General features: G+C 55.1%; 20 protein-coding genes. 5 read left to right on the top strand and 15 right to left on the bottom strand.

Annotation, left to right across the window (positions count from 1 at the left end; genetic code table 11):
• Positions 1–310: 310 nt before the first annotated feature.
• The 8 genes from tatC to ubiE form a co-directional block, all read right to left on the bottom strand.
• Positions 311–1,060: a twin-arginine translocase subunit TatC gene (gene tatC, locus ACJJIW_RS06995; protein ID WP_413663789.1), complete on the bottom strand. Its 750-nt coding sequence runs from the start codon at positions 1,058–1,060 to the stop codon at positions 311–313.
• Complete coding sequence (gene tatB, locus ACJJIW_RS06990; RefSeq protein WP_444892349.1) at positions 1,057–1,650, bottom strand: Sec-independent protein translocase protein TatB; 594 nt, start codon at positions 1,648–1,650, stop codon at positions 1,057–1,059. Before tatB ends, tatC begins: the two co-directional genes overlap by 4 nt.
• A 29-nt stretch (positions 1,651–1,679) precedes the next feature.
• Complete coding sequence (tatA, locus tag ACJJIW_RS06985; RefSeq protein ID WP_444892350.1) at positions 1,680–1,943, bottom strand: Sec-independent protein translocase subunit TatA; 264 nt, start codon at positions 1,941–1,943, stop codon at positions 1,680–1,682.
• Between the two features lie 88 nt (positions 1,944–2,031).
• The gene (locus tag ACJJIW_RS06980; protein ID WP_282930677.1) at positions 2,032–2,364 is read right to left on the bottom strand and encodes a phosphoribosyl-ATP diphosphatase; all 333 of its coding nucleotides are present in this window, start codon (positions 2,362–2,364) and stop codon (positions 2,032–2,034) included.
• A gap of 7 nt (positions 2,365–2,371) precedes the next feature.
• Positions 2,372–2,764, bottom strand: a complete 393-nt coding sequence (hisI, locus tag ACJJIW_RS06975; RefSeq protein WP_282934621.1) for a phosphoribosyl-AMP cyclohydrolase — start codon at positions 2,762–2,764, stop codon at positions 2,372–2,374.
• Positions 2,765–2,815: 51 nt separating this feature from the next.
• Entirely contained in the window at positions 2,816–4,426 is a 1,611-nt protein-coding gene (gene ubiB / locus ACJJIW_RS06970) for a ubiquinone biosynthesis regulatory protein kinase UbiB (RefSeq protein ID WP_444936983.1), read from the bottom strand.
• Between the two features lie 2 nt (positions 4,427–4,428).
• Positions 4,429–5,058, bottom strand: coding sequence for a ubiquinone biosynthesis accessory factor UbiJ (locus tag ACJJIW_RS06965; RefSeq protein WP_444892352.1), 630 nt, complete (start codon positions 5,056–5,058; stop codon positions 4,429–4,431).
• Positions 5,059–5,113: 55 nt separating this feature from the next.
• Positions 5,114–5,863: a bifunctional demethylmenaquinone methyltransferase/2-methoxy-6-polyprenyl-1,4-benzoquinol methylase UbiE gene (ubiE, locus tag ACJJIW_RS06960; protein ID WP_108734987.1), complete on the bottom strand. Its 750-nt coding sequence runs from the start codon at positions 5,861–5,863 to the stop codon at positions 5,114–5,116.
• Positions 5,864–5,986: 123 nt separating this feature from the next.
• On the opposite strand from ubiE, the gene ACJJIW_RS06955 reads away from it, so the two are divergent.
• A complete protein-coding gene (locus ACJJIW_RS06955; protein WP_444892353.1) occupies positions 5,987–6,799 on the top strand; it encodes a CHAD domain-containing protein in 813 nt (270 codons plus the stop codon).
• A gap of 55 nt (positions 6,800–6,854) precedes the next feature.
• On the opposite strand, the gene ACJJIW_RS06950 is transcribed toward ACJJIW_RS06955, so the two are convergent.
• The 7 genes from ACJJIW_RS06950 to ACJJIW_RS06920 form a co-directional block, all read right to left on the bottom strand.
• Positions 6,855–8,417 carry an alkaline phosphatase gene (locus ACJJIW_RS06950; RefSeq protein WP_444936982.1) on the bottom strand — a complete coding sequence of 521 codons (1,563 nt, stop codon included), beginning with the start codon at positions 8,415–8,417 and terminating at the stop codon, positions 6,855–6,857.
• A gap of 16 nt (positions 8,418–8,433) precedes the next feature.
• Entirely contained in the window at positions 8,434–9,969 is a 1,536-nt protein-coding gene (locus tag ACJJIW_RS06945) for an alkaline phosphatase (RefSeq protein WP_444936981.1), read from the bottom strand.
• A 267-nt stretch (positions 9,970–10,236) separates the two neighbouring features.
• Complete coding sequence (locus ACJJIW_RS06940) at positions 10,237–10,611, bottom strand: gamma-butyrobetaine hydroxylase family protein (protein WP_444936980.1); 375 nt, start codon at positions 10,609–10,611, stop codon at positions 10,237–10,239.
• 4 nt (positions 10,612–10,615) lie between these two features.
• A complete protein-coding gene (gene hslU / locus ACJJIW_RS06935; protein ID WP_282930670.1) occupies positions 10,616–11,932 on the bottom strand; it encodes an ATP-dependent protease ATPase subunit HslU in 1,317 nt (438 codons plus the stop codon).
• A gap of 73 nt (positions 11,933–12,005) precedes the next feature.
• A complete protein-coding gene (hslV, locus tag ACJJIW_RS06930) occupies positions 12,006–12,545 on the bottom strand; it encodes an ATP-dependent protease subunit HslV (RefSeq protein WP_108734993.1) in 540 nt (179 codons plus the stop codon).
• Between the two features lie 165 nt (positions 12,546–12,710).
• On the bottom strand, positions 12,711–13,289 hold the full coding sequence (locus ACJJIW_RS06925; protein ID WP_444892358.1) for an SPOR domain-containing protein: 579 nt from the start codon (positions 13,287–13,289) through the stop codon (positions 12,711–12,713).
• A gap of 82 nt (positions 13,290–13,371) precedes the next feature.
• Positions 13,372–15,585 carry a primosomal protein N' gene (locus tag ACJJIW_RS06920; RefSeq protein WP_444936979.1) on the bottom strand — a complete coding sequence of 738 codons (2,214 nt, stop codon included), beginning with the start codon at positions 15,583–15,585 and terminating at the stop codon, positions 13,372–13,374.
• Between the two features lie 324 nt (positions 15,586–15,909).
• Between ACJJIW_RS06920 and rpmE the strand changes: the two genes are divergently transcribed.
• The 4 genes from rpmE (at position 15,910) to gshA (ending at position 19,989) form a co-directional block, all read left to right on the top strand.
• A complete protein-coding gene (gene rpmE / locus ACJJIW_RS06915) occupies positions 15,910–16,122 on the top strand; it encodes a 50S ribosomal protein L31 (protein ID WP_108734996.1) in 213 nt (70 codons plus the stop codon).
• A gap of 382 nt (positions 16,123–16,504) precedes the next feature.
• A complete protein-coding gene (locus ACJJIW_RS06910; protein ID WP_282930667.1) occupies positions 16,505–17,758 on the top strand; it encodes a malic enzyme-like NAD(P)-binding protein in 1,254 nt (417 codons plus the stop codon).
• 130 nt (positions 17,759–17,888) lie between these two features.
• Positions 17,889–18,320 (top strand): hypothetical protein, encoded by a 432-nt coding sequence (locus ACJJIW_RS06905; protein ID WP_444936978.1) that lies wholly within the window; start codon positions 17,889–17,891, stop codon positions 18,318–18,320.
• A gap of 40 nt (positions 18,321–18,360) precedes the next feature.
• On the top strand, positions 18,361–19,989 hold the full coding sequence (gshA, locus tag ACJJIW_RS06900; RefSeq protein ID WP_413663800.1) for a glutamate--cysteine ligase: 1,629 nt from the start codon (positions 18,361–18,363) through the stop codon (positions 19,987–19,989).
• Positions 19,990–20,016: the final 27 nt, after the last annotated feature.

Below are 20,016 nucleotides of genomic sequence, written 5' to 3'. Positions count from 1 at the left end.
CTAGGCTTCCATCGTTGTTGTAAGCAACCAAGCACAAGCTAGTTTAGCGTTTATCTCTCGATCTGGTATCTAATAGCGGGCTTTCTACAGCCGGTAGGGTGGTCAACCTCCCTGCAGCTGGGAAATAACCGTGTCATCAAGCTTCTTGTCATGGAAGAGGTGGAGTTGATGCTACTGAGAAGAGAGTGCGGCGTTGTACCCGTATCGCTAGCGCTCTCAGGTGAGTAACCCTATCGAGAGCGCAACTGCAATACCTCAAGCACTGCTTGTGAAGCTAACCGCTGAAAACCCAGTGGTGACTTTTTATATCTCAGGTAGCAGGCTTATCTTTGGGTGAAGACTTCATCCAACGCCCAAATAAAATGCCAATCTCAAACAATAGCCACATGGGGAAGGCTAATAAGGATTGGGAAATTATATCCGGCGGTGTCAGTAGCATCCCAATTAAAAAGCATCCCACAATCACATAAGGGCGCTTACTTGCCAGGGTCTTGGCATCCACTACCCCACTCCAAATCAGCAGGACTGTCGCAATAGGGATTTCAAAAGCAAAACCAAAAGCAAAGAAAAGTTTCAGCACCAGATCCAGGTAACTGCGCATATCTGGCATTACCTTAATATCTTCTGGAGCAGTTCCAACAAAGAAATCAAACAGAAGGGGAAAGACCACAAAATACGCAAATGCAATGCCGATATAAAAAAGTGCGACGCTACTAATTAATAATGGTATAGCAATACGTTTTTCATTTTTATACAGCCCCGGGGCAATAAATGACCAAACTTGGTAAAGCACAAATGGGATTGCAATAAAAAAAGAAACTATAAAGGTCGTTTTGAACGGGGTAAGGAACGTGGAAGTCACCTCTGTAGCGATCATTCCAACATCACCCGCCAAACGCTCCTGTAGTGGGTGGGCAATAAAATTATAAATTTCAGACGCAAACGGCATCAAGCAGACAAATAAGACCAATACGACTAAGAGGATTCGCAATAGGCGATCACGCAGTTCGATCAGGTGGTCGATAAAAGGCTGATGTTTATCTTGGGACTGATCGCTCATGACTGGCTATCTTTTTCCTGTTGCGATGTTTTCTTCTCGCCTTGTTTTTCTTCTTCATCTTCATCGATGTTTTCAGGATGGTCCGGGTTTAAATCCGGGTCCCCAAAATCATGCCAATGCTCCGGGTACTCCGGATCCTGTAACTCCTCGGCAGTTTCATCCTGTTCTGGCAAATAATCCTCCTGCTCTGCACGAGGATGAGCAGGTTCCTCTATCGCCTTTTCAGGTTTTGGTGCCTCAGGATGGTTGACTCCAGCTGCCTGTTTTTCTACTGGTGTCCCTGCAACTTTTGGTTTTTCAGGCTGATTAAGCGCGTCGTGAACTTCCTTATTGGCTTCGCTAAAGGTTTGCTCCATCTCACGACGACTCTCCTCAATCTCACGCATAATGCGCTCGTTGTGAAGTTCACGCCGTATATCATCGGCTCCAACCTCTCGCTCCAATTCTTCGCGAGCACTATGTAAGGTCCGCTTCAAACCGGACCACCAGCGGGAAGTGGTACGCACCGCATCGGGCAGTCGCTCAGGGCCAACCACCAACAGGGCCACGGCAGCAACTACCAATAGTTCTAAAAAGCCGATATCAAACACAGAGTGACACTCGCCTTAGTCGTTGCCGATTATTTGTCCTGAGACTGTTTATCTTTATTTTTGACAGTACTGTCTTGGCCTGGCTTCTCTTCCTCATCGTGCTTGAGACGCTCGACATCTTTGTCTTCATCAGCATCCTTGGATTTGTCTTCATCCTTAACCGCTTTGCGGAAACCCTTAATTGCGCCACCCAGATCGCCTCCGAGGTTTTTCAAACGCTTGGTTCCGAACAGTAGTAAGACTATGACCAGGACAATCAACAACTGCCAGATACTAATTCCACCGAATCCCATAATTGTCTCCATTACATTCAATAGGATGGCTTGAGTTTCTTACCGGGCACTCCCGCCATCAGGGGTGGTGCCACAAGTGATTCAAATTTTACTTAGTTCGCGCAGCTTTCTCTTCCAGGCCAGAAAGACCAAATCGGCGCCCAAGCTCTCGAACCACGTCCTGAGAATCAGCGCCCAAGTGAGATAGCATGACCAGCGAGTGAAACCATAGGTCCGCTGTCTCGGCAACCAGGTCTCGATTATCGCCACTACTCTGTGCATCTTTTGCTGCAAGAATAGCTTCAGTGGCTTCTTCACCGACTTTTTCCAAAATCTTGTTCAGGCCTTTGCTATGTAAACTGGCCACATAGGACTCAGAAGCATCACTGCTATTTTTACGGCTTTCCAACACCGCATCGAGCTGTTGCAGAACATCTTTCATAATTGTTTCACTTATAAATGGACTTCGGGTCCTGAATCACCGGCTGATTCACCTGCCACTCTTCATCTTGAAGGAGGTGATAGAAACAACTACTGCGTCCGGTATGACAGGCGATTCCACCTTCCTGCTCGACCAACATTAATACGGTGTCCCCGTCACAATCCAGACGCAATTCACGCACCTTCTGCAGGAAACCAGAGGTTTCTCCCTTGCGCCACAGGCCCTTGCGGGATCGGGACCAGTAGACTGCGTAACCCTCACTGGCAGTGAGCGCCAGCGATTCACGGTTCATCCAGGCCATCATCAACACCCGCCCGGTTTTGAAATCCTGGGCAATCGCAGGAACCAGGCCATCACTGTTCCAGCTGACTTTATCGAGAAAACCGGCCTTTGCTTGAATTTGAGTCAATGTCTAACAATCCTTAGAAGTTCCAGTGTAGGCCGAAGCGCCCTAGGGCCACAGCAGTAGCACTAGTGCAGCAACGCCCAGTACCCAACCCGTCGGCGGCAACTGAGACAGCCATTCCGGCTTACTGACAGCGATGGCGCCAACGCCCAACACAACTCCGGCGACCCGCCGAATATATTGGCGCAAGCCTCGGCGTTGCGAGCCCGCCAGCTGCTCGCCAATTACTTCTAACTGGGGCGCCAGTTCCCGCGACTGCTCCAGAGCTGAGTACACCAGCTGTGGCATCTGCGGGAATTTCTCAAGCCACTCCGGACCGTAGCGCTTTATCTCACCCACAATTGTTTTGGGGTGGATTCGATCGCGCATCCAGCGCTCTAAAAATGGATGAGCAGTCTTCCACAGATCCAGCTGCGGATAAAGCTGTCGACCCAAACCTTCGATATTCAACAGGGTCTTTTGTAACAGTACCAGCTGTGGCTGTACCGCCATATCGAATCGGCGCGCAGTCTGGAACAGACTGATCAACACCCGAGCGAAGGAAATCTCTCCCAGGGGTTTTTCAAAAATGGGCTCACAGACCGAGCGAATAGCGGACTCAAATGCATTGATCGGCGTGTCGGAGCGAACCCAACCACTTTGCACGTGCAGCTCCGCCACCATACGGTAATCACGGCGGAACATCGCCAGGAGATTGCGCGCCAAATAGTACTGGTCTTCCCGTGTCAGGCTGCCGACGATTGCGGTATCAATCGCAATATATTGCGGGCGCTGCGGGTGCTCCCTGGAAACGAAAATGTTGCCCGGGTGCATATCCGCATGGAAGAAGTTGTACTCGAAGACCTGCTTAAAGAAAATCTCAACACCGCGCTCAGCCAGCAGCTGCATATTGGTGTCCTGGGCGCGAAGCTGGGCCAGGTCGGTGACGGGGATACCGTCGATGCGCTCCAACACCAGGACATTTTCGCGGGTGTAATCCCAGTGCACTTCGGGGATATACAACAGCGGGGAGTTGGTAAAGTTGCGGCGGAGCTGGGTGCCGTTGGCCGCTTCACGAGTTAGGTCCAATTCACCTTCAATCGTGTGCCGATAGTCCTCAACCACCTCCACCGGGCGCATGCGGCGCCCTTCGGGCACAAAGCGTTCAATTCCACGAGCGATCACCCCCAGGAGCTTCAAGTCTTCCTGGATTACCTCATCAATGCCCGGGCGCAGTACTTTGACGACTACCGATTCGCCGCTCTTTAATTCAGCCGCATGCACCTGTGCAACTGAAGCCGCTGCCAGTGGCTGCTGATCAAATTTGGCGAAGACCTCATCCACCTTGGCACCAAGGGCTTCTTCGATCAGAGCCGTGCACTGGTCACTGGGGAAGGGCGGCACCTTGTCCTGTAAATAATCTAATTGCTCGACAATATCTGGCGGTAGCAGGTCGGGACGAGTGGAGAGAAGTTGGCCGAATTTAACGAAAATGGGGCCCAGCTCTTCCAAGGCTCGGCGCAGCCTTTCGCCCCGTGGCATCTTGGACTGCGGCAGCAACTTCACCGGAAGTAGTAATCCCCGCAACCACAGTGGGCGCTCCTCTGCTGGCAATAATTGATCGAGACGATAGCGCAGAAAAACCCGCGCGATTGTAAGACTTCGACGAACTGGCAAAACTACTCGGCCTCCCTGCGGGAAAACTGTTCTTCCAGCAAGCGCACGCGCGCCTCGAGCCGTTCAGCAGCTAGAGAGGCCTCGGCCAGGTCTTCGACAAATGCTTCGAACTGGGCCTGGGGCGGGGTCAGCTGCCACTCCTCACTGATAGCCTCTGCCGCCACTTCAGGCGCCCGATTCAGGTTGCCTCCTAACCAGCGGGCAGCATCGCGCAGGACATTGCCAATTGAGTGGGCGGGAATATCGCCAACCATTTGCGCCAACGGCGCTTCCCAATCGATATCCAGGTCACTCATGATCCACTGCAGTTCTGCCAGCAGGGCACTGGAGCCGCTCACTGACACCCCCAGTCCGGCTGGAGTTGCATCCGGGTCTTTGATCAGGCGTACAAAAGACAGCGCTGAGCCGCTCAACTGGGTGGTAACTTCCCCCTCCCAGTGCTGGCGCACCCGCACCTGGTCACCCTCGATACACAGGCAAAACTGTAGTTGCGGGGCGGTTAAATCTAGCGCCATGGTTTTCCCATCCAGTGCGGAAAGGCGTTCTCGTGTCGCCGGGTCATACTGGAGGGCAGCATTAATTGTGGTTTCCAGCACGGCATCAAAGCCCGCGCGAAAAGTGGGGTCGCTCATGGCGGTTTACGGCCTCGTGCCTGCGCTCAGAGAAAAAATAGGCTTATGCAGTTTTTCAGGGCTTGATGCCCCGGTGCAAAGCGACAATTCCGCCGGTCATATTGTGGAATTCACAATCGACAAAACCGGCATCCGCCATCATCCCCTTGAGGGTTTCCTGATCTGGATGCATGCGGATACTCTCCGCCAGGTAGCGATAGCTGTCCGCATCATTGGCAACCAGCTTGCCCATAAATGGCAACAGGCGGAAAGAGTACTGATCGTAGACTTTCTCCAACAGCTTCGACTGGGGCTTGGAAAACTCCAGCACTAACAGTCGGCCACCGGGTTTCAACACGCGCAACATGGAGCGCAGCGCCAGGTCCTTATCGGTGACATTGCGCAGGCCGAAAGCGATCGTGATGCAATCAAAGGTATTGTCCGGGAAGGGCAAATACTGGGCATCCGCCTGCACCGGCACCACATTGCCGGCGATTCCCCGATCGAGCAGGCGATCGCGACCCACTCGCAACATCGATTCGTTGATGTCCGCCAATACTACCTGGCCACTGGCACCCACAATGCGGGAGAAGCGCGCGGTGAGGTCACCGGTACCCCCGGCGATATCGAGAATACTTTGGCCCCGTCGGGCCCCGGACAATTCGATGGTGAAACGCTTCCAGAGGCGGTGAACACCTCCAGACATCAAGTCGTTCATTACATCGTAACGGGCTGCTACAGAGTGGAACACTTCTGCCACACGACCGGCCTTTTCTTCCACCGGCACTTCCTGGTAGCCGAAGTGGGTGGTCTTGCGATCCTTCATGCTATGCCTGCTGAGCGAAAACTTTAAAAGGCCATTGTACATTGCCGGAGCCAGTGGGGCACCGCTTGAAATCAAGCAGAGTGGAAACCACTAAAATTTAGTGAGATCGCCCGGGACTGTTCTATGAGCTATCAATTCCAATGTGACTCTCCTTTTCCCGAGCAAATCAAATCTATCGCCCAGGCAGAAGTAACGGCGGCAAACGGATACTTGCTCCGCAACGGAGGGGAAACTGCTGTCCACGAACTGCGCAAACGCTGCAAGAAAATTCGCGCGCTACTGCGCCTGGTCCGCCCACAAATCAGTAGCACTTTTCAGCGTGAAAATACCCACTACAGAAAATTGGCAAACACTCTCGCCCACACCCGCGACCTCACAGCACTGCGCATCGCTTTACTGGGATTGGCACCGCCACATCACTTTCACCGGTTACACCATCTCCTCGACGAACTGATCCAGGCAGAGCAAAACCACTCAGCGGTTCAAGCGGCATTGAAACTCCTCGATAAAGGTCAAATAAGAATTCCATCGTGGCCGCTTGAACAGCTCGGCTGGCATGATGCGGAAGCCGGTTACCTGCGCGGCTACCGAAAAGCCGCAAGCGCATGGCGTAAAGTGCGCAGGCAAAAAAATGCAAACCGCCTGCATCTATTGCGTAAAAGAGCCAAGGATCACTGGTACCAGAGCCGCTTATTGAGGAAGCGTTATCCGCTCACTGTGGGCGAGCGCTGTAAGTCACTAAAGGAGTTGGGAGAAGTTTTGGGTGACTGGCGTGATCTCCATTTGCTGGCACGGCTGGTAATCACTCAGGGAGACAAGCTGCAAAGTGAGTTTGGCACGGTGCTAAAAATTATCCGGCACCGACAAAGCCTACTAATGAAAAAGACCGAAGCACTCTGTGAGGCGCTCTTCCCCAAGCCTCAATTCAAGATCTGACCGGGGAAAGTGATAGTGTGGATGAACATGCCATCCACACCAATAGCTGATGGAATTACTGTTCCAATAATCCGCCAGCGCGTGCCATTACGTGAAACAGGAAGTTTTGTTCGTTGGTGCCGCTCACCAGGTGCGCACCCGGTCCGCGCGCCCAAACACCCACATCCTCACCCGCGTGGGATTCACTGCTCATGGGAATCAGGGCATCCTGCTGGTAATCCAGGGCGGCAGTGTCTGTGCTCACCAGGCTCGGACGCGCTCCGCCATCACCGGCACTGTAGCCCGGGCCATTGGCATAGCTCAGAGTCGTGTAGGGCAGGCCATCTTCTGCCAGGGCATGGGAGGTTTCCGCTTCGCCATTGCCGTCATTGCCAATCACTTTTCCGAGAATGGGGTTACCGCGAGTGGGGTAGCCGGCGATAGTCATCACGTGGCTGTGGTCCGCAGTAACAACAATCAGGGTGTCTTCTGCACTGGTATTATCCATGGCGTACTGAATCGCTTCGGCAAATTCCACCGCATCGGTCAGCGCGCGATAGGCGTTGCCGGCGTGGTGACCGTGGTCGATACGACCGGATTCCACCATCAGGAAGTAGCCGTCCTCATTTTTCTGCAGCATCTTGAGACCTTTGGCGGTCATCTCTGACAGGGAGGGCTCACCGGCTTTGTCGTCCTCGCGAACAGCCTCGAATTCCATATGTGAGGAATTAAACAGGCCGAACAACTTGTCAGTTGCAGAAGCGTCTACGGCTTCAAAAGCGGTAGTGTCTTCAACGTAGGCAATATTATTTACATCGTCGTCGTAACGGGCCTTCCATTCATCCACCAGGTTGCGCCCATCTTCACGGCGCCCCGCTTCACCTTCGATATCGGTAATATCACTGGGCAGGAAGTTGCGACGGCCACCGCCCATCACCACATCGATACCATCACCGGCTTCAAACTCTATCAGTTGAGCGGCGATATCGGTGCAGCCATCTGGGGCTGCTTCCTCCCAGCCGCGCTCAGGCACCTTGGCATAAGTAGCCGCCGGGGTAGCGTGGGTGATACGCGCGGTGCTAATAATGCCGGTGCTCTTGCCCAGGTCTTCAGCCAGCTCAATTGCCGTCGTCAGCGGGTACTCGAGGCTGGCAGCACAATCGCCGCGCGCAACATTTTCAGCAACGCTCAATACACCGGCCTTGGTTTTAACACCGGTTACCAGCGCAGTCATGGTGCCGGCAGAATCCGGGGTTTGCTGGTTGGTGTTGTAGGTTTTGACCAGGCCGGCAAACGGCATTTTCTCAAAGCTCAGCTGGTGTTCCTCACCATCGAGGCCCTGCTGCTGACCCGCCAGGATACGGGCGGCAGTTACTGTGGAGATACCCATACCATCGCCAACGAACAGGATAATGTTTTTGGCGGCACCGGGGGTGTTGTTGATTTCTACAGCGCTCGCTTCTTCGATCGCCTGCTGGGCTTCCTGGAACCAGCTACTGTTGCTCTGAGCAGAGGAAACACCGACATGCTCCTCTTCGGGTAATTCCACTACGTCGTCAGAGTTTGAGTTGTCGTCGCTACAGGCGGTGGCCAGTAGGGCGACAGAGAAGGCCAGTACTGTTTTCTTAAAATGTCTCATGGTGAATTACCCCCAGTTATTCTTCTGTCAGCGACAGGTCGGTCGCAGCAGTCATCACGTGGAAGACTGCACTCTGCTCCAGGCTACCTTGTACCCGCTCGGCGCCGGCGCCGATAGCGTGCAAGCTGATATCCTCGCCCGCATGGCTCTCAGACTCCAGGTGCACCATTGCTTCCTGGTGGAAGCCCGGCGCTTCGGTATCCACGCCGGAGAGATCCTTGCGTCCGGTATCGGCGGCGATATCGTAGCGCTCATCCGCGTCGGTATTTTCACCTAAATCGGCATAACCCAGGCCATTGGCATAGCTCAGGGTGGTGTAAGGTTGACCGTCCGCAGCAAGACCTTCTTCCGCTTCTGCGGCACCGCTGCTGTCATTTTCAACTACTTTACCGAGTATCGGGTTACCGCGAGTCGGATAGCCGGCGATAGTCATCACATGGCTGTGGTCGGCGGTCACCAGGATTAAAGTGTCTTCAAGATCCACTTTATCCAAAGCAACCTGTACCGCATCCGCAAAGGCAATGGCATCGTGCAAGGCGTTGTAGGCATTACCGGCATGGTGGCCGTGGTCGATACGCCCGGACTCTACCATCAGGAAGTAGCCATCGCTGTCTTTTTCCAACAGCTCGATGGCGGTATCAGTCATCTCGGCAATGCTCGGCTCATCGCTGTCCTTGGCGATACGGTCCGCATCGTAACTCATGTGGCTGCTAGTGAAGAGCCCCAATAACTTATCGGTGGAGGCAATATCGACGTCTTCCAGCTCGGAGCCACTCTCCACGTACACAGCAGTCTGCTCGCCGTCATAGCGCTCCAGCCATTCACTGGTCAGATCGCGGCCATCTTCTCGCTTGCCATCGTTGTCGGTGGTAACAAAGTTGCGGCGGCCACCGCCGAGCATGACATCGATACCGTCGCCGGCAGATACCTCAACCATCTGCGAGGCGATATCGGAACAATCACCCTCGGCGGAATACTCCCAGTTGCGCTCCGGGCTGCGCGAGTAAGTGGCTGCAGGCGTAGCGTGGGTCAGACGCGCGGTGGAAACAATACCGGTGGCCTTGCCACGGCTCTCCACCATTTCCAGGAAGGTGTTTAATTCCTTACCCTCGGTGCTGGCGCAATCAGCTCGCAGTGCATCGCCGTCGATATTAATTACACCGGCGCGGGTTTTTACACCGGTCATCATGGCGGTCATGGTACCGGCAGAATCCGGAGTCTGCTGATTGGTGTTGTAGGTTTTGATCAGTGCGGTATACGGAAACTCTTCGAAGGAGAGCGCATTTTCTTCGCCGCTCTCACCGACTAGCTGGCCTTCAAGGATACGGGCGGCGGTTAGTGTGGAAATGCCCATTCCATCACCGACGAACAGAATTACATTCTTCGCAGTTTTTGCCTCTCGGGAAAGCGAAGCGCGCTCTTCCAATCGGTCAGCACTTTCCGTGTACCAGGCACTATTGGTTTGGTAGTCGGGCAGGGTTGCCGCTGAAACAGCGGAAGCGAGAGGAATCAGACAAAAGGCGCTCAGTGCGCGGACAATTGTTTTTGCCATGGGGGCCTCCGAAACTCGTTAATTTGGCGAGCATTAGAGTTCCAAAATGTGACAAAAGAATTACGCGCCGGTTACGTTGTTAATATCTTTGCTCTGAAAATCAATGAATATCAAAGAATTACGTAAACTTGGCAATATTTGGCAAAGACGTACCAAAAATTAATTATTTCGGTAATAAATTATTGAGAAGAGTGGGGAGATATTGAGAGAGAGAGAAGGGTGGAACCGCCCCCTGGGGAGCGGTTGTCATTACCGATCAATTTGCCACTAGCCGATAAACTTCACCACACTCTCATCCGGGTCGCGGCCCTGGCCGGCATCACGCAGGCGCTGTAGGTAAGCCTCCCAGTTGGACGAATAGTTTTCAGCTAGTTCGTGCAAATACTCCCAGGTAAAAATACCGGTGTCGTGGCCATCGTCGAAATCGATTTTTAGCGCATAGCGGCCAGCCGCCTCCACCATGTCGATACCCACATGCATTTTGCCACTGACCAGCACCGGTTCGCTGGCACCGTGGCCACGCACCTCAGCACTGGGGGAGTAGACGCGCAGGTACTCTGCCGGCAAGGTAAATTCAGCATCGCCAAATACCAGATGCAGGCTTTTCTCTGCGCGATTTAATCGGATTTTTTGCGGTTTCATTGATTTACAAGATAAAACGCGACAGGTCTTCGTTCTGGCTCAACTCGCCCAGATGGCTGTCCACATAGGCGGCATCAATGTTCAGCGAAGTATTGCCATCGCCCGCATCAAAGGAAATTTCCTCCAGCAAGCGCTCCAGTACCGTGTGCAGACGGCGTGCACCGATATTCTCGGTGCGCTCATTCACCTCGAAAGCCACTTCCGCGATGCGGCGAATACCGTCTTCACTAAATTGCAGTTCCAGCCCCTCAGTGGCCAGCAATGCTTTTTGCTGCTCGGTAAGGGAAGCGGACGGCTCGGTGAGGATGCGCTCGAAATCTGCGGAGCTCAACGAATTCAATTCCACGCGAATGGGCAGGCGACCCTGCAACTCGGGAATCAGGTCCGAGGGCTTGGAAAGGTGGAAGGCGCCGGAGGCAATAAACAGGATGTGATCGGTTTTGATCATGCCGTACTTGGTGTTAACCGTGCTGCCTTCAATCAGTGGCAGCAGGTCGCGCTGTACCCCTTCGCGGGAAACATCGGCACCGCCGCTCTCCTGGCGCTTGGCAACCTTATCGATTTCATCGATAAATACGATGCCATTCTGCTCAGCAGCGCGGATCGCACGGGTCTTAACATCTTCGTCGTTGACCAGCTTGGCCGCTTCCTCGTCGGTGAGCTGCTTGAGGGCCTGCTTGACCGGCAGCTTGCTCTTGCGAGTCTTGCCCTGGGACATATTGGAGAACATGCCCTGGAGCTGGTTGGTCATCTCCTCCATACCGGGAGGGGCCATAATCTCAACGCCCATGGGCGCAGCGGCCAGATCCACCTCAACCTCTTTGTCATCGAGATCACCTTCGCGCAACTTCTTGCGGAACAGCTGGCGAGTGCTGGAATCCTTATCGGTGGGCTCGGTGGAGCGCGCCGGCGGCAGCAGGGCATCGAGGATGCGCTCTTCTGCGGCGTCCATGGCGCGCTGCTCAACACCAGCCATGGCCTGCTCGCGTTCCTGCTTCACTGCCATCTCGACAAGATCGCGGACAATCGACTCTACATCCCGACCGACATAGCCCACTTCGGTAAATTTAGTCGCCTCTACCTTGATAAAGGGCGCGTTCGCCAGTTTGGCCAGGCGGCGGGCAATTTCCGTCTTGCCCACGCCGGTAGGGCCGATCATCAAAATATTTTTCGGCGTGATCTCGGCGCGCAGGTCTTCACTAACCTGCATACGGCGCCAGCGGTTGCGCAGCGCAATGGCTACCGCACGCTTGGCCTCCTGCTGGCCGACAATATGGCGGTCGAGTTCGTGGACAATTTCTCTGGGTGTCATCTGGGACATACAAATTCCTGCAAAAATTCTTGCGGGGGCTTAAACAGCCCGCCAGCCGGTCACTCTAGGGTGTACCCGGTAATCAATAAGCCAGTTCTTCGATGGTGTGGTTCTGGTTGGTATAAACACAGATATCGCCGGCGATCTTCAGTCCCTGCTCCACAATAGAGCGGGCATCCATATCGGTATTGTCCAGCAGCGCGCGGGCTGCCGACTGGGCGAAGGGGCCACCGGAACCGATAGCAATCAGGTCGTCTTCCGGCTGAATCACGTCGCCATTACCGGTCACAATCAAACTGGCAGTGGAATCGGCAACCGCCAGCAGGGCCTCCAAGCGGCGCAGGGCGCGGTCGGTACGCCAATCTTTGGCCAACTCCACAGCGGCGCGGGTCAGCTGGCCACCGTGGGCCTCAAGCTTGGCTTCAAAACGTTCGAACAGGGTGAAAGCGTCTGCAGTACCACCGGCAAAACCGGCAATAACCTTATCTTTGTACAGGCGACGCACCTTGCGCGCATTGCCTTTCATAACGGTGTTGCCCATGGACACCTGGCCGTCGCCGCCAATCACAACTTTGCCGTTGCGGCGACAGGATAAAATAGTAGTTCCGCGATACTGTTCCAATGGAGACCTCTCGGATTGCGCGTGTACTCTGGCAGCGGGCATCGAGGTGCCCGCGCCGGGGAATTGTCTTCAGACTAGGTAAGTGAGGACGGTGCGCGCCGATTTCAATAAGAGAGGTCACAATTACTGAGTGGGGCAATACACCTTAATAAACGGAATTAATGGTCACTGGGTCGCCGGGCGTTTTAGCACCAGCGGCATCAGGCGATGCTCAGCCAGTGTCTGGCGCGCTTTGGCCATCCGGGAGCGGTTGCTGTAAGGGCCCACCAATACCCTGTGCCAGGTACCCCGGTTATCGGTGGCCGATTCCACTTTGACATCCAGGTTGGCCAGGGTCAGCTCAACGCGCAGGCGCTCCGCTTCAGAAGCATCGCGAAACGACGCCGCCTGCAGGATATATACCTGTGCCGGGGTGCTGCGATCGGGTTCCGATGAGCTACTGTTCTGGGAACTGTTGGTGGAGTCACTGCGGCGCGCCGGTTGTGCCACTTTGGGCGGGGGTACCGTGACTTCGTTTTCTTTTAATTTTGTATAAAAATCAAAACGCGGTTGAGGCGATGTTTCCTCTCGCTGCTGCACCGCCTTTGGCTTAATGCTGCTTATTCCCCGGCTGTCCTTGTCCATGCCCTGGAGAAACAGTACGGCCACCGCAAAGCCACCGACAAAATTCCCCAGGACAAACCAAACCCATGCGGGTTTGCCTGCGGCTTTTTTACTGCGGCGATTACTGGTGCGACGGCTCATCGAAAATTTCTTCCCTGCAAGGTTTTAGCGGTTTGTGAATTGTACCGCCAATTTAGTGCCAGGCGCGTAACCCAGCGCATATTCACGATAATTCCTGCGCATCCATATCCACAGCCCAGCGCAGGCGGCGATTTTTATTGCCCTCCGCCCAGGCACACACTCGCGCTAGCAGCGGCTGTAAGTGGGCTCGGTTTTGTGCGGTGACCTGAATATAAAATCGGAAGCGCCCGGATTTGCGTTCCAGTAGTGCCGGCACCGGCCCCAGATATTGGATCTGTGGTGACGGGGGTGCCAGGGACTGCATAAAGAGTCGCGCATTTTGTAGAAACTCTTCGGCCCAACCAGGCTCTTCACACTCCGCTCTCACCAGTGCCATAGCACTCGCGGGAGGCAACTGTGCAACCGTGCGATCTCTCAGCAACTGGCGCGCAAAAGCGCCATAGCCTTTTTCCAGCAGCAATTGTAAAAGCGGGTGCTCGGGGAAGCGGCTCTGAACCAATACCCGCCCACTGAGACTGCCGCGCCCCGCACGGCCCGCCACCTGTTCCAATAACTGGCCGGTACGCTCTGGCGCGCGGAAATCTGCGCTGAATAAACCGCCATCGGCATCCTGGATCACTACCAAAGTGACCTTGGGCAAATGGTGCCCCTTGGCCAGCATCTGGGTTCCCAGCAACAGGCAGGGCTCGCCCTCTCGCGCCGGTGCTAACAATTTATCCAGGGCCTGTTTGCTCGCCGTGGTATCCCGGTCCACACGTATCACCGGATAGTCAGCAAAGCGACGGGCCAACAGTTCCTCGCTGCGTTCCGTGCCGGCACCCAGGGCCGAGATCGAACGGCTGTGACATTGTGGGCAGCTATCAACCAGCGGGCGGCGGTAATCGCAGTGGTGGCAGCGCAACTGGCGTTGCCGCCGGTGCATAGTCAGCTTGCTCGAGCAGTGTGGGCAATCCGCCAGCCAGCCGCAATCATCACAAGTCAGCGCGGGGGCAAAGCCGCGCCGATTGATAAACACCAGGGCCTGCTCACCTCGCGCGAGGGTATCGCCGATATGGCGCAGCACCTGGGGAGAAAATCCCTCTTCCAACGGCTCCCGCAGTGTCGGAACTACGTGAATTTGCGGCGGCTTGGCATCACCGGCGCGATAGCGCATGCGCAGGTGTTGATAGCGCCCATTCAAAGCGTTGTGCAAGGTTTCCAGAGAGGGCGTAGCCGAACCCAAAACCACCGGCACATTATTATTGCGCCCCAAAACCACGGCCAAGTCCCGGGCCGAATAGCGCACACCGTCCTGCTGCTTAAAAGAGGCATCGTGTTCTTCATCGACAATCACAACGCCGAGCCTGGGCAGGGGCGTCATAATGGCTGAGCGGGTGCCGATCACAATATCTGCCTGCCCACCCGCTGCCGCCAACCAGGATTGAGCGCGCTCGCCGTCGGCCAAGCCAGAGTGCAGCGCTGCGATACTGTGCTTGGGAAATCGTGCGGCAATACGCCTCAGCGTTTGCGGCGTAAGTCCAATCTCCGGCACCAATAACAATGCCTGGCGACCGCTATCCAGAACCCGCTGCATCAGGCGCAAATAAACTTCGGTCTTGCCACTGCCGGTGGTGCCCTCCAGTAATGAAGCAGAAAAGCTGCTGCAATCGATACTGTCGAGCACCTGTTGCTGTTCGCTGTTCAGCTCCGGGGCCGCTGTGCTCTCTGCAGCGGGCAATGGCGCAGGTACGGTAGGGCCTGGAATCCACTCCACCAGGCCGCGATCCTGCAGGGCGCGAATCACGGGGGTATTGTGGCCGAGGGCCTTAAGGTGGGTTCGGCTCTGCTTGCCATCATTCAACAGCAACTGGAACAGAGCCTGCTGCTTGGGCGCGCGCGCCAGTGCAGTTTCCGGTAAGCCCTTTCCCTCTGTCGTGAGCTGAAGCCACTGCTCCGCCCAATGATCAGACGGCTTGCCTTTGCGCAGTGCCACGGGCAGGGCAGCGGCGTAGACCTCGCCGAGGGGCGCCTGGTAATAGTCGGCAATCCAGGACAGCAGCTTGCGGCTGCCATCACCAAACAGAACCTCCGAATCCACCAGTTCCAGCGCAGGCTTCAAACTGCTGTGCGGCGACTCCTGCACTATATCCAACAATACTGCCACCAACTTGCGCCCGGCAAAGGGCACCCAGAGGCGCTGGCCGGGCCGCAGTGACTCCGGCGACAGTCCCTCTGGCGGCAAATAGTCAAACAAGCGCCTCAGGGGCACGGGCACTGCCAGCCTTAAAATGACTTTCTGTTGGACTGACTCCTGCACCTGACCCCCACTCACTCAAGCAAAAGGCGCTAGTGTAATGGCAGATGTGGCAAGTTGCAGGGCTTCGTCGGGGATAACTGGGGCCGAATTGGCGACTTAGGCGTCACAGAGGAATTAGTGAGGTCAATTGTTATCAAAGCTGTTGTGCAATGCTAACAAGTGGCCATCCTCAGTTATTTCGCCACCCAATTGTGCTTGAACCGCGACATTAATCTGATAGTATGCGCCGACTTTTTAAACAGCCTGGAACCATACTGGTTCCTGCACCAATGACGATGCCGTGCTCGGCAAAAGATCGAGTGGCGGTTTCGAAAAGAGGCAATCATGAAAGCAGATATCCATCCTAACTACACCGACATCTCCGCTACCTGTTCCTGCGGCAATGTTGTAAAAACCCGCTCCACTCTGGGCAAAGACCTGCAAATCGACGTTTGCTCCCAGTGCCACCCTTTCTACACTGGCAAGCAGAAGCAGGCTACCACTGGTGGTCGTGTTGACCGTTTCAAGAAGCGTTTCGGCAGCCGTATCGGCAAATAATCCGGGCTCTTCGCTCGAGTGGGCCCGCCGCTTGCGGCAGGGTCCATTCCAAAAAGGCACCTCACACTGTGATGGTGCCTTTTTTGTATCTATTCAATCCCCATCATATCCAGCAGCCGTAAGCGTCTGTGTACAAAATCAAAATCGACTTGAATCGCTTAACCTTACCGCTATTGGCGACCATTTTATCCTTATAAATCAAAATATTGCGGCTATTTATCCCGAAAATCGTCGATAAGCACGATAAAAATAGAAGTCCGTACCATATATTGCAGATTTTCACGCTTGTAGCGCCAAGCTTCCCTCGGTTATTCTCTGGCCCCCGCAGTAACCGGGATAACACTTAAGTGTTGCCCACAGTATTCGAGAGAAAAGCCCCCAAATGACGGATTCATTGCGCCAGGCAGCGCTCGATTACCACGCGCTCCCCAGTCCCGGCAAACTTTCAGTAGAACTGACGACCCCTGCCGAAACCCAGGAAGACCTGTCCCTGGCTTACAGTCCCGGCGTCGCCGAACCGGTGCGAGAAATCGCCAAGGACCCAGAAGCAGCCTACCGATACACCGGCAAAGGTAATCTGGTAGCAGTCATTTCCAATGGCAGTGCCATTCTCGGTCTCGGCAATCTGGGCCCGCTGGCCTCAAAACCCGTGATGGAAGGCAAGTCACTGCTGTTTAAACGCTTTGCCGATATCAACTCAGTAGATATCGAAGTTGATGCCAGCAGCCCGGAGCAGTTTATTCAGACCGTGGCCTCAATCGCCAACACCTTCGGCGGTATCAACCTCGAAGATATTAAGGCGCCCGAGTGCTTCCATATTGAAGAGACCCTGATCGAACGCTGCCCGGTACCGGTTTTTCACGACGATCAGCACGGCACCGCCATTGTGACCGTTGCCGGTATGCTCAATGCTCTGGAGATTCAGGGTAAGAAAATCAGTGAAGTGCATATGGTATGTCTGGGCGCAGGTGCCGCTGCGACCGCCTGCTGCAAACTGCTGCTGGCTGCCGGAGCGCGCAAAGAGCAGATCACCATGCTCGACAGCCGCGGGGTTATCCACTCGGGTCGAACGGATATCAACGCCTACAAAGGTGAGTGGGCGCGGGATACCGATATGCGTACCCTCGACGATGCCATCGTCGGTGCGGATGTATTCCTCGGGGTATCCGGCCCGGACCTGCTCTCCGCCGAGCAGCTACAGCGCATGGCCCCAAAACCGGTGGTCTTCGCCTGCTCTAACCCCAACCCGGAGATTAAACCCGAGCTGGCTCACAGTGTGCGCGACGACCTGATTATGGCCACAGGCCGCTCCGACTACCCGAACCAGGTTAACAACGTCCTCTGCTTCCCGTTTATTTTCCGGGGTGCCCTGGATGTCCGCGCTGCGCGCATCAATGAAGAGATGAAACTGGCAGCGATCGAGGCCATCCGCAAAATTGCCCACCTGCCGGTGCCGGATTCGGTGCGCGAAGGTTATGGCGGCATCGAACTCAGCTTCGGGCCCAACTATATCCTGCCCAAGCCAACCGACCCGCGTTTACTGCCTGAGGTGGCTTCGGCCGTAGCACGAGCAGCCGTAGACAGTGGCTGTGCGCGCCTGCCCTACCCGGACAACTATCCCCTGGAAACCCTGTAAAGATCACAGATTTCCTCACTTAACCCGTTAGAGCAGGCATTTACCGCTTTCGCTCTAACGGAGTTCTTGAGCCACAAAGCCCCCGTCGCTAAACTGCCTTTCTGTCACAGCATCAAAGTTGCCCAACACAATGAGTCATGTGTACGTGCTGACCAATCAGCACCAGCAGTTCCTGAGTAAAAGCGGCGAATGGACCGATGGCCGCGAGCCGAACAAACTGTTTCGCAGCGAGCATAAAGATGTCGCTATCAACCAGATGTTCGAGGCCAATACTCGCAATGTGAGCCTACGCATTGAATTGCTACTGTGCGAACTCAGCATTAAGGGGCACCCCCAGATCCCCGAGGAAGCTCTGGCACCGGTACCCAATGATGTGAGTCAGGGTGACCCTGAAATCACTCCCTCAACACCTGAGGAACTGCCAGAGCAGGCCAACCCGGAGATAGAACCCCAGCCTGCGCCTGAAGCCGCACCGGAAGAAGCGCCTGAGGTTGCCCCGGAACCAGCGCCCGCTGAAACGCCCGCACAGCCTGACGAAAACAAATCTGAATCCGCCGCCTGAGCGCCAGAACATTCAGCACCGGCACAGAGAGTCGCCCGAGATGGCAGCGATAAAGAAGCGTTCCGGTAGTACCAAGGAGATTCGAGTGCCCATTTCCCACCTGGCCGCGCTATCGCAAGCCAAACCAGCCCAACTGCTCAAAGGCATCCTCCGCGGTGTCGAGAAAGAGAGCCTGCGTGTCGCTCCCGATGGCGCCCTTGCGCAAACGCCGCATACCACAGCACTGGGCTCCGCACTTACCCATGAAAGTATTACTACCGACTTCTCTGAGGCCCTACTGGAATTTATTACGCCGCCAGTAGCGACCCCAGAGGAAGCGTTACAGGTCTTGGACCGTATCCACCGCTACACCTACAACCAGATCGGTGACGAGCGCCTGTGGGTTAACAGCATGCCCTGTGCGATTGGCGAAGATAAAGATATTCCCGTTGCCCGCTACGGCAGCTCTCACAGCGGCACAATGAAAACTATTTACCGGCTGGGCCTGGGGTTGCGCTACGGCCGCGCCATGCAGACTATCGCCGGTATCCACTACAACTTTTCGCTTCCTGAAGAGTTCTGGCTGTGGCTGCATGAAATCGAAGGCAGCAGTGAGGATTTAAAAAGTTTTAAAACCCGTCGCTACTTCGATCTAATTCGTAATTTCCGCCGCAATTACTGGTTGCTGATTTACCTGTTTGGCGCCGCACCTGCGGTATGCGCTTCTTTTGTCGATGGCCGCGAGCACAGTCTTGAGCCCTTCAATGGGGATGACCACACTCTGCACGTGCCCCACGCTACGTCCCTGCGTATGGGCGACCTGGGCTACAACAGCAACGTGCAGCAGTCACTAGTGGTTTGCTACAACGACCTGCGCAGCTATTTATCGACGCTCTGTTCAGCGATCAGCAGTTCCTACGGCCCCTACCAGGAAATGGGGGTTAAAAATGAAGGCGGCGACTACCAGCAATTGTCCACAGGCATACTGCAAATCGAGAATGAGTTTTACTCACCGATCCGTCCCAAAAACCCCGCCAAACGGGGCGAAACAGCGCTGTCTGCCCTGGATAATCGCGGTGTCGAATATGTTGAGGTGCGCTGTCTCGACCTGAACCCCTTCGCCCCCCTGGGAATTGATGCCCAGCAGATGCGCTTTCTCGATAGCTTCCTATTGCACTGCCTTCTCACCGACAGCCCCAAAACCAGTGATGCCGATTACCGCAGTACCCAGGAGAACCAACAGCGTATCGTCTACCGGGGTCACGAGCCGGAACTAACACTGCTGGATAACGGTGGCGAGCGCAAACTGAGCGACTGGGCCACCCAGTTATTGGAAGAGGTCGACTCAGTGGCAGAACTGCTGGATAACGCCTGGGGCGGCTCGCAATACCGCGGCTCAGTGGGCGTGCAGAAGGCCAAGGTGAAAGGGGATATCCTCACACCGGCACAGCAGATACTGGCAGAGATGCGCGAACAAAACATTACCTTTTCCCAGTGGGCTATGGATAAAGCCGAACAGCACCGCCGCTACTTCCTGGAGCGCCCTCTGGACAGCGACTATCTGCAAGACTTCTTACAGCAGGCAGAAACCTCACTGCTCAAGCAAAAAGAAATTGAAGCGCAGGATAGCGGTACTTTTGAAACATTCCTGAGCCGTTACTACGCCCAATACAACTGCTGCCAGGACTAGCGGCTGATACAGTGCCGCAGCCTGAGC

It is taken from the genome of Microbulbifer maximicatervae (SeqCode) (assembly GCF_052467815.1).
The sequence above is the reverse complement of the archived record's forward strand: the minus strand, read 5'-3'. Positions and strand labels throughout refer to the sequence as shown.

Excerpts from the sequence above, each read along its gene's own strand:
- tatC (WP_413663789.1), bottom strand. The coding sequence starts at position 1,060 with ATGAGCGATCAGTCCCAAGATAAACATCAGCCTTTTATCGACCACCTG.
- tatA (WP_444892350.1), bottom strand. The coding sequence starts at position 1,943 with ATGGGATTCGGTGGAATTAGTATCTGGCAGTTGTTGATTGTCCTGGTC.
- ACJJIW_RS06980 (WP_282930677.1), bottom strand. The coding sequence starts at position 2,364 with ATGAAAGATGTTCTGCAACAGCTCGATGCGGTGTTGGAAAGCCGTAAA.
- ACJJIW_RS06965 (WP_444892352.1), bottom strand. The coding sequence starts at position 5,058 with ATGAGCGACCCCACTTTTCGCGCGGGCTTTGATGCCGTGCTGGAAACC.
- ubiE (WP_108734987.1), bottom strand. The coding sequence starts at position 5,863 with ATGAAGGATCGCAAGACCACCCACTTCGGCTACCAGGAAGTGCCGGTG.
- ACJJIW_RS06955 (WP_444892353.1), top strand. The coding sequence starts at position 5,987 with ATGAGCTATCAATTCCAATGTGACTCTCCTTTTCCCGAGCAAATCAAA.
- ACJJIW_RS06950 (WP_444936982.1), bottom strand. The coding sequence starts at position 8,417 with ATGAGACATTTTAAGAAAACAGTACTGGCCTTCTCTGTCGCCCTACTG.
- ACJJIW_RS06945 (WP_444936981.1), bottom strand. The coding sequence starts at position 9,969 with ATGGCAAAAACAATTGTCCGCGCACTGAGCGCCTTTTGTCTGATTCCT.
- ACJJIW_RS06940 (WP_444936980.1), bottom strand. The coding sequence starts at position 10,611 with ATGAAACCGCAAAAAATCCGATTAAATCGCGCAGAGAAAAGCCTGCAT.
- hslU (WP_282930670.1), bottom strand. The coding sequence starts at position 11,932 with ATGTCCCAGATGACACCCAGAGAAATTGTCCACGAACTCGACCGCCAT.
- ACJJIW_RS06925 (WP_444892358.1), bottom strand. The coding sequence starts at position 13,289 with ATGAGCCGTCGCACCAGTAATCGCCGCAGTAAAAAAGCCGCAGGCAAA.
- rpmE (WP_108734996.1), top strand. The coding sequence starts at position 15,910 with ATGAAAGCAGATATCCATCCTAACTACACCGACATCTCCGCTACCTGT.
- ACJJIW_RS06910 (WP_282930667.1), top strand. The coding sequence starts at position 16,505 with ATGACGGATTCATTGCGCCAGGCAGCGCTCGATTACCACGCGCTCCCC.
- ACJJIW_RS06905 (WP_444936978.1), top strand. The coding sequence starts at position 17,889 with ATGAGTCATGTGTACGTGCTGACCAATCAGCACCAGCAGTTCCTGAGT.
- gshA (WP_413663800.1), top strand. The coding sequence starts at position 18,361 with ATGGCAGCGATAAAGAAGCGTTCCGGTAGTACCAAGGAGATTCGAGTG.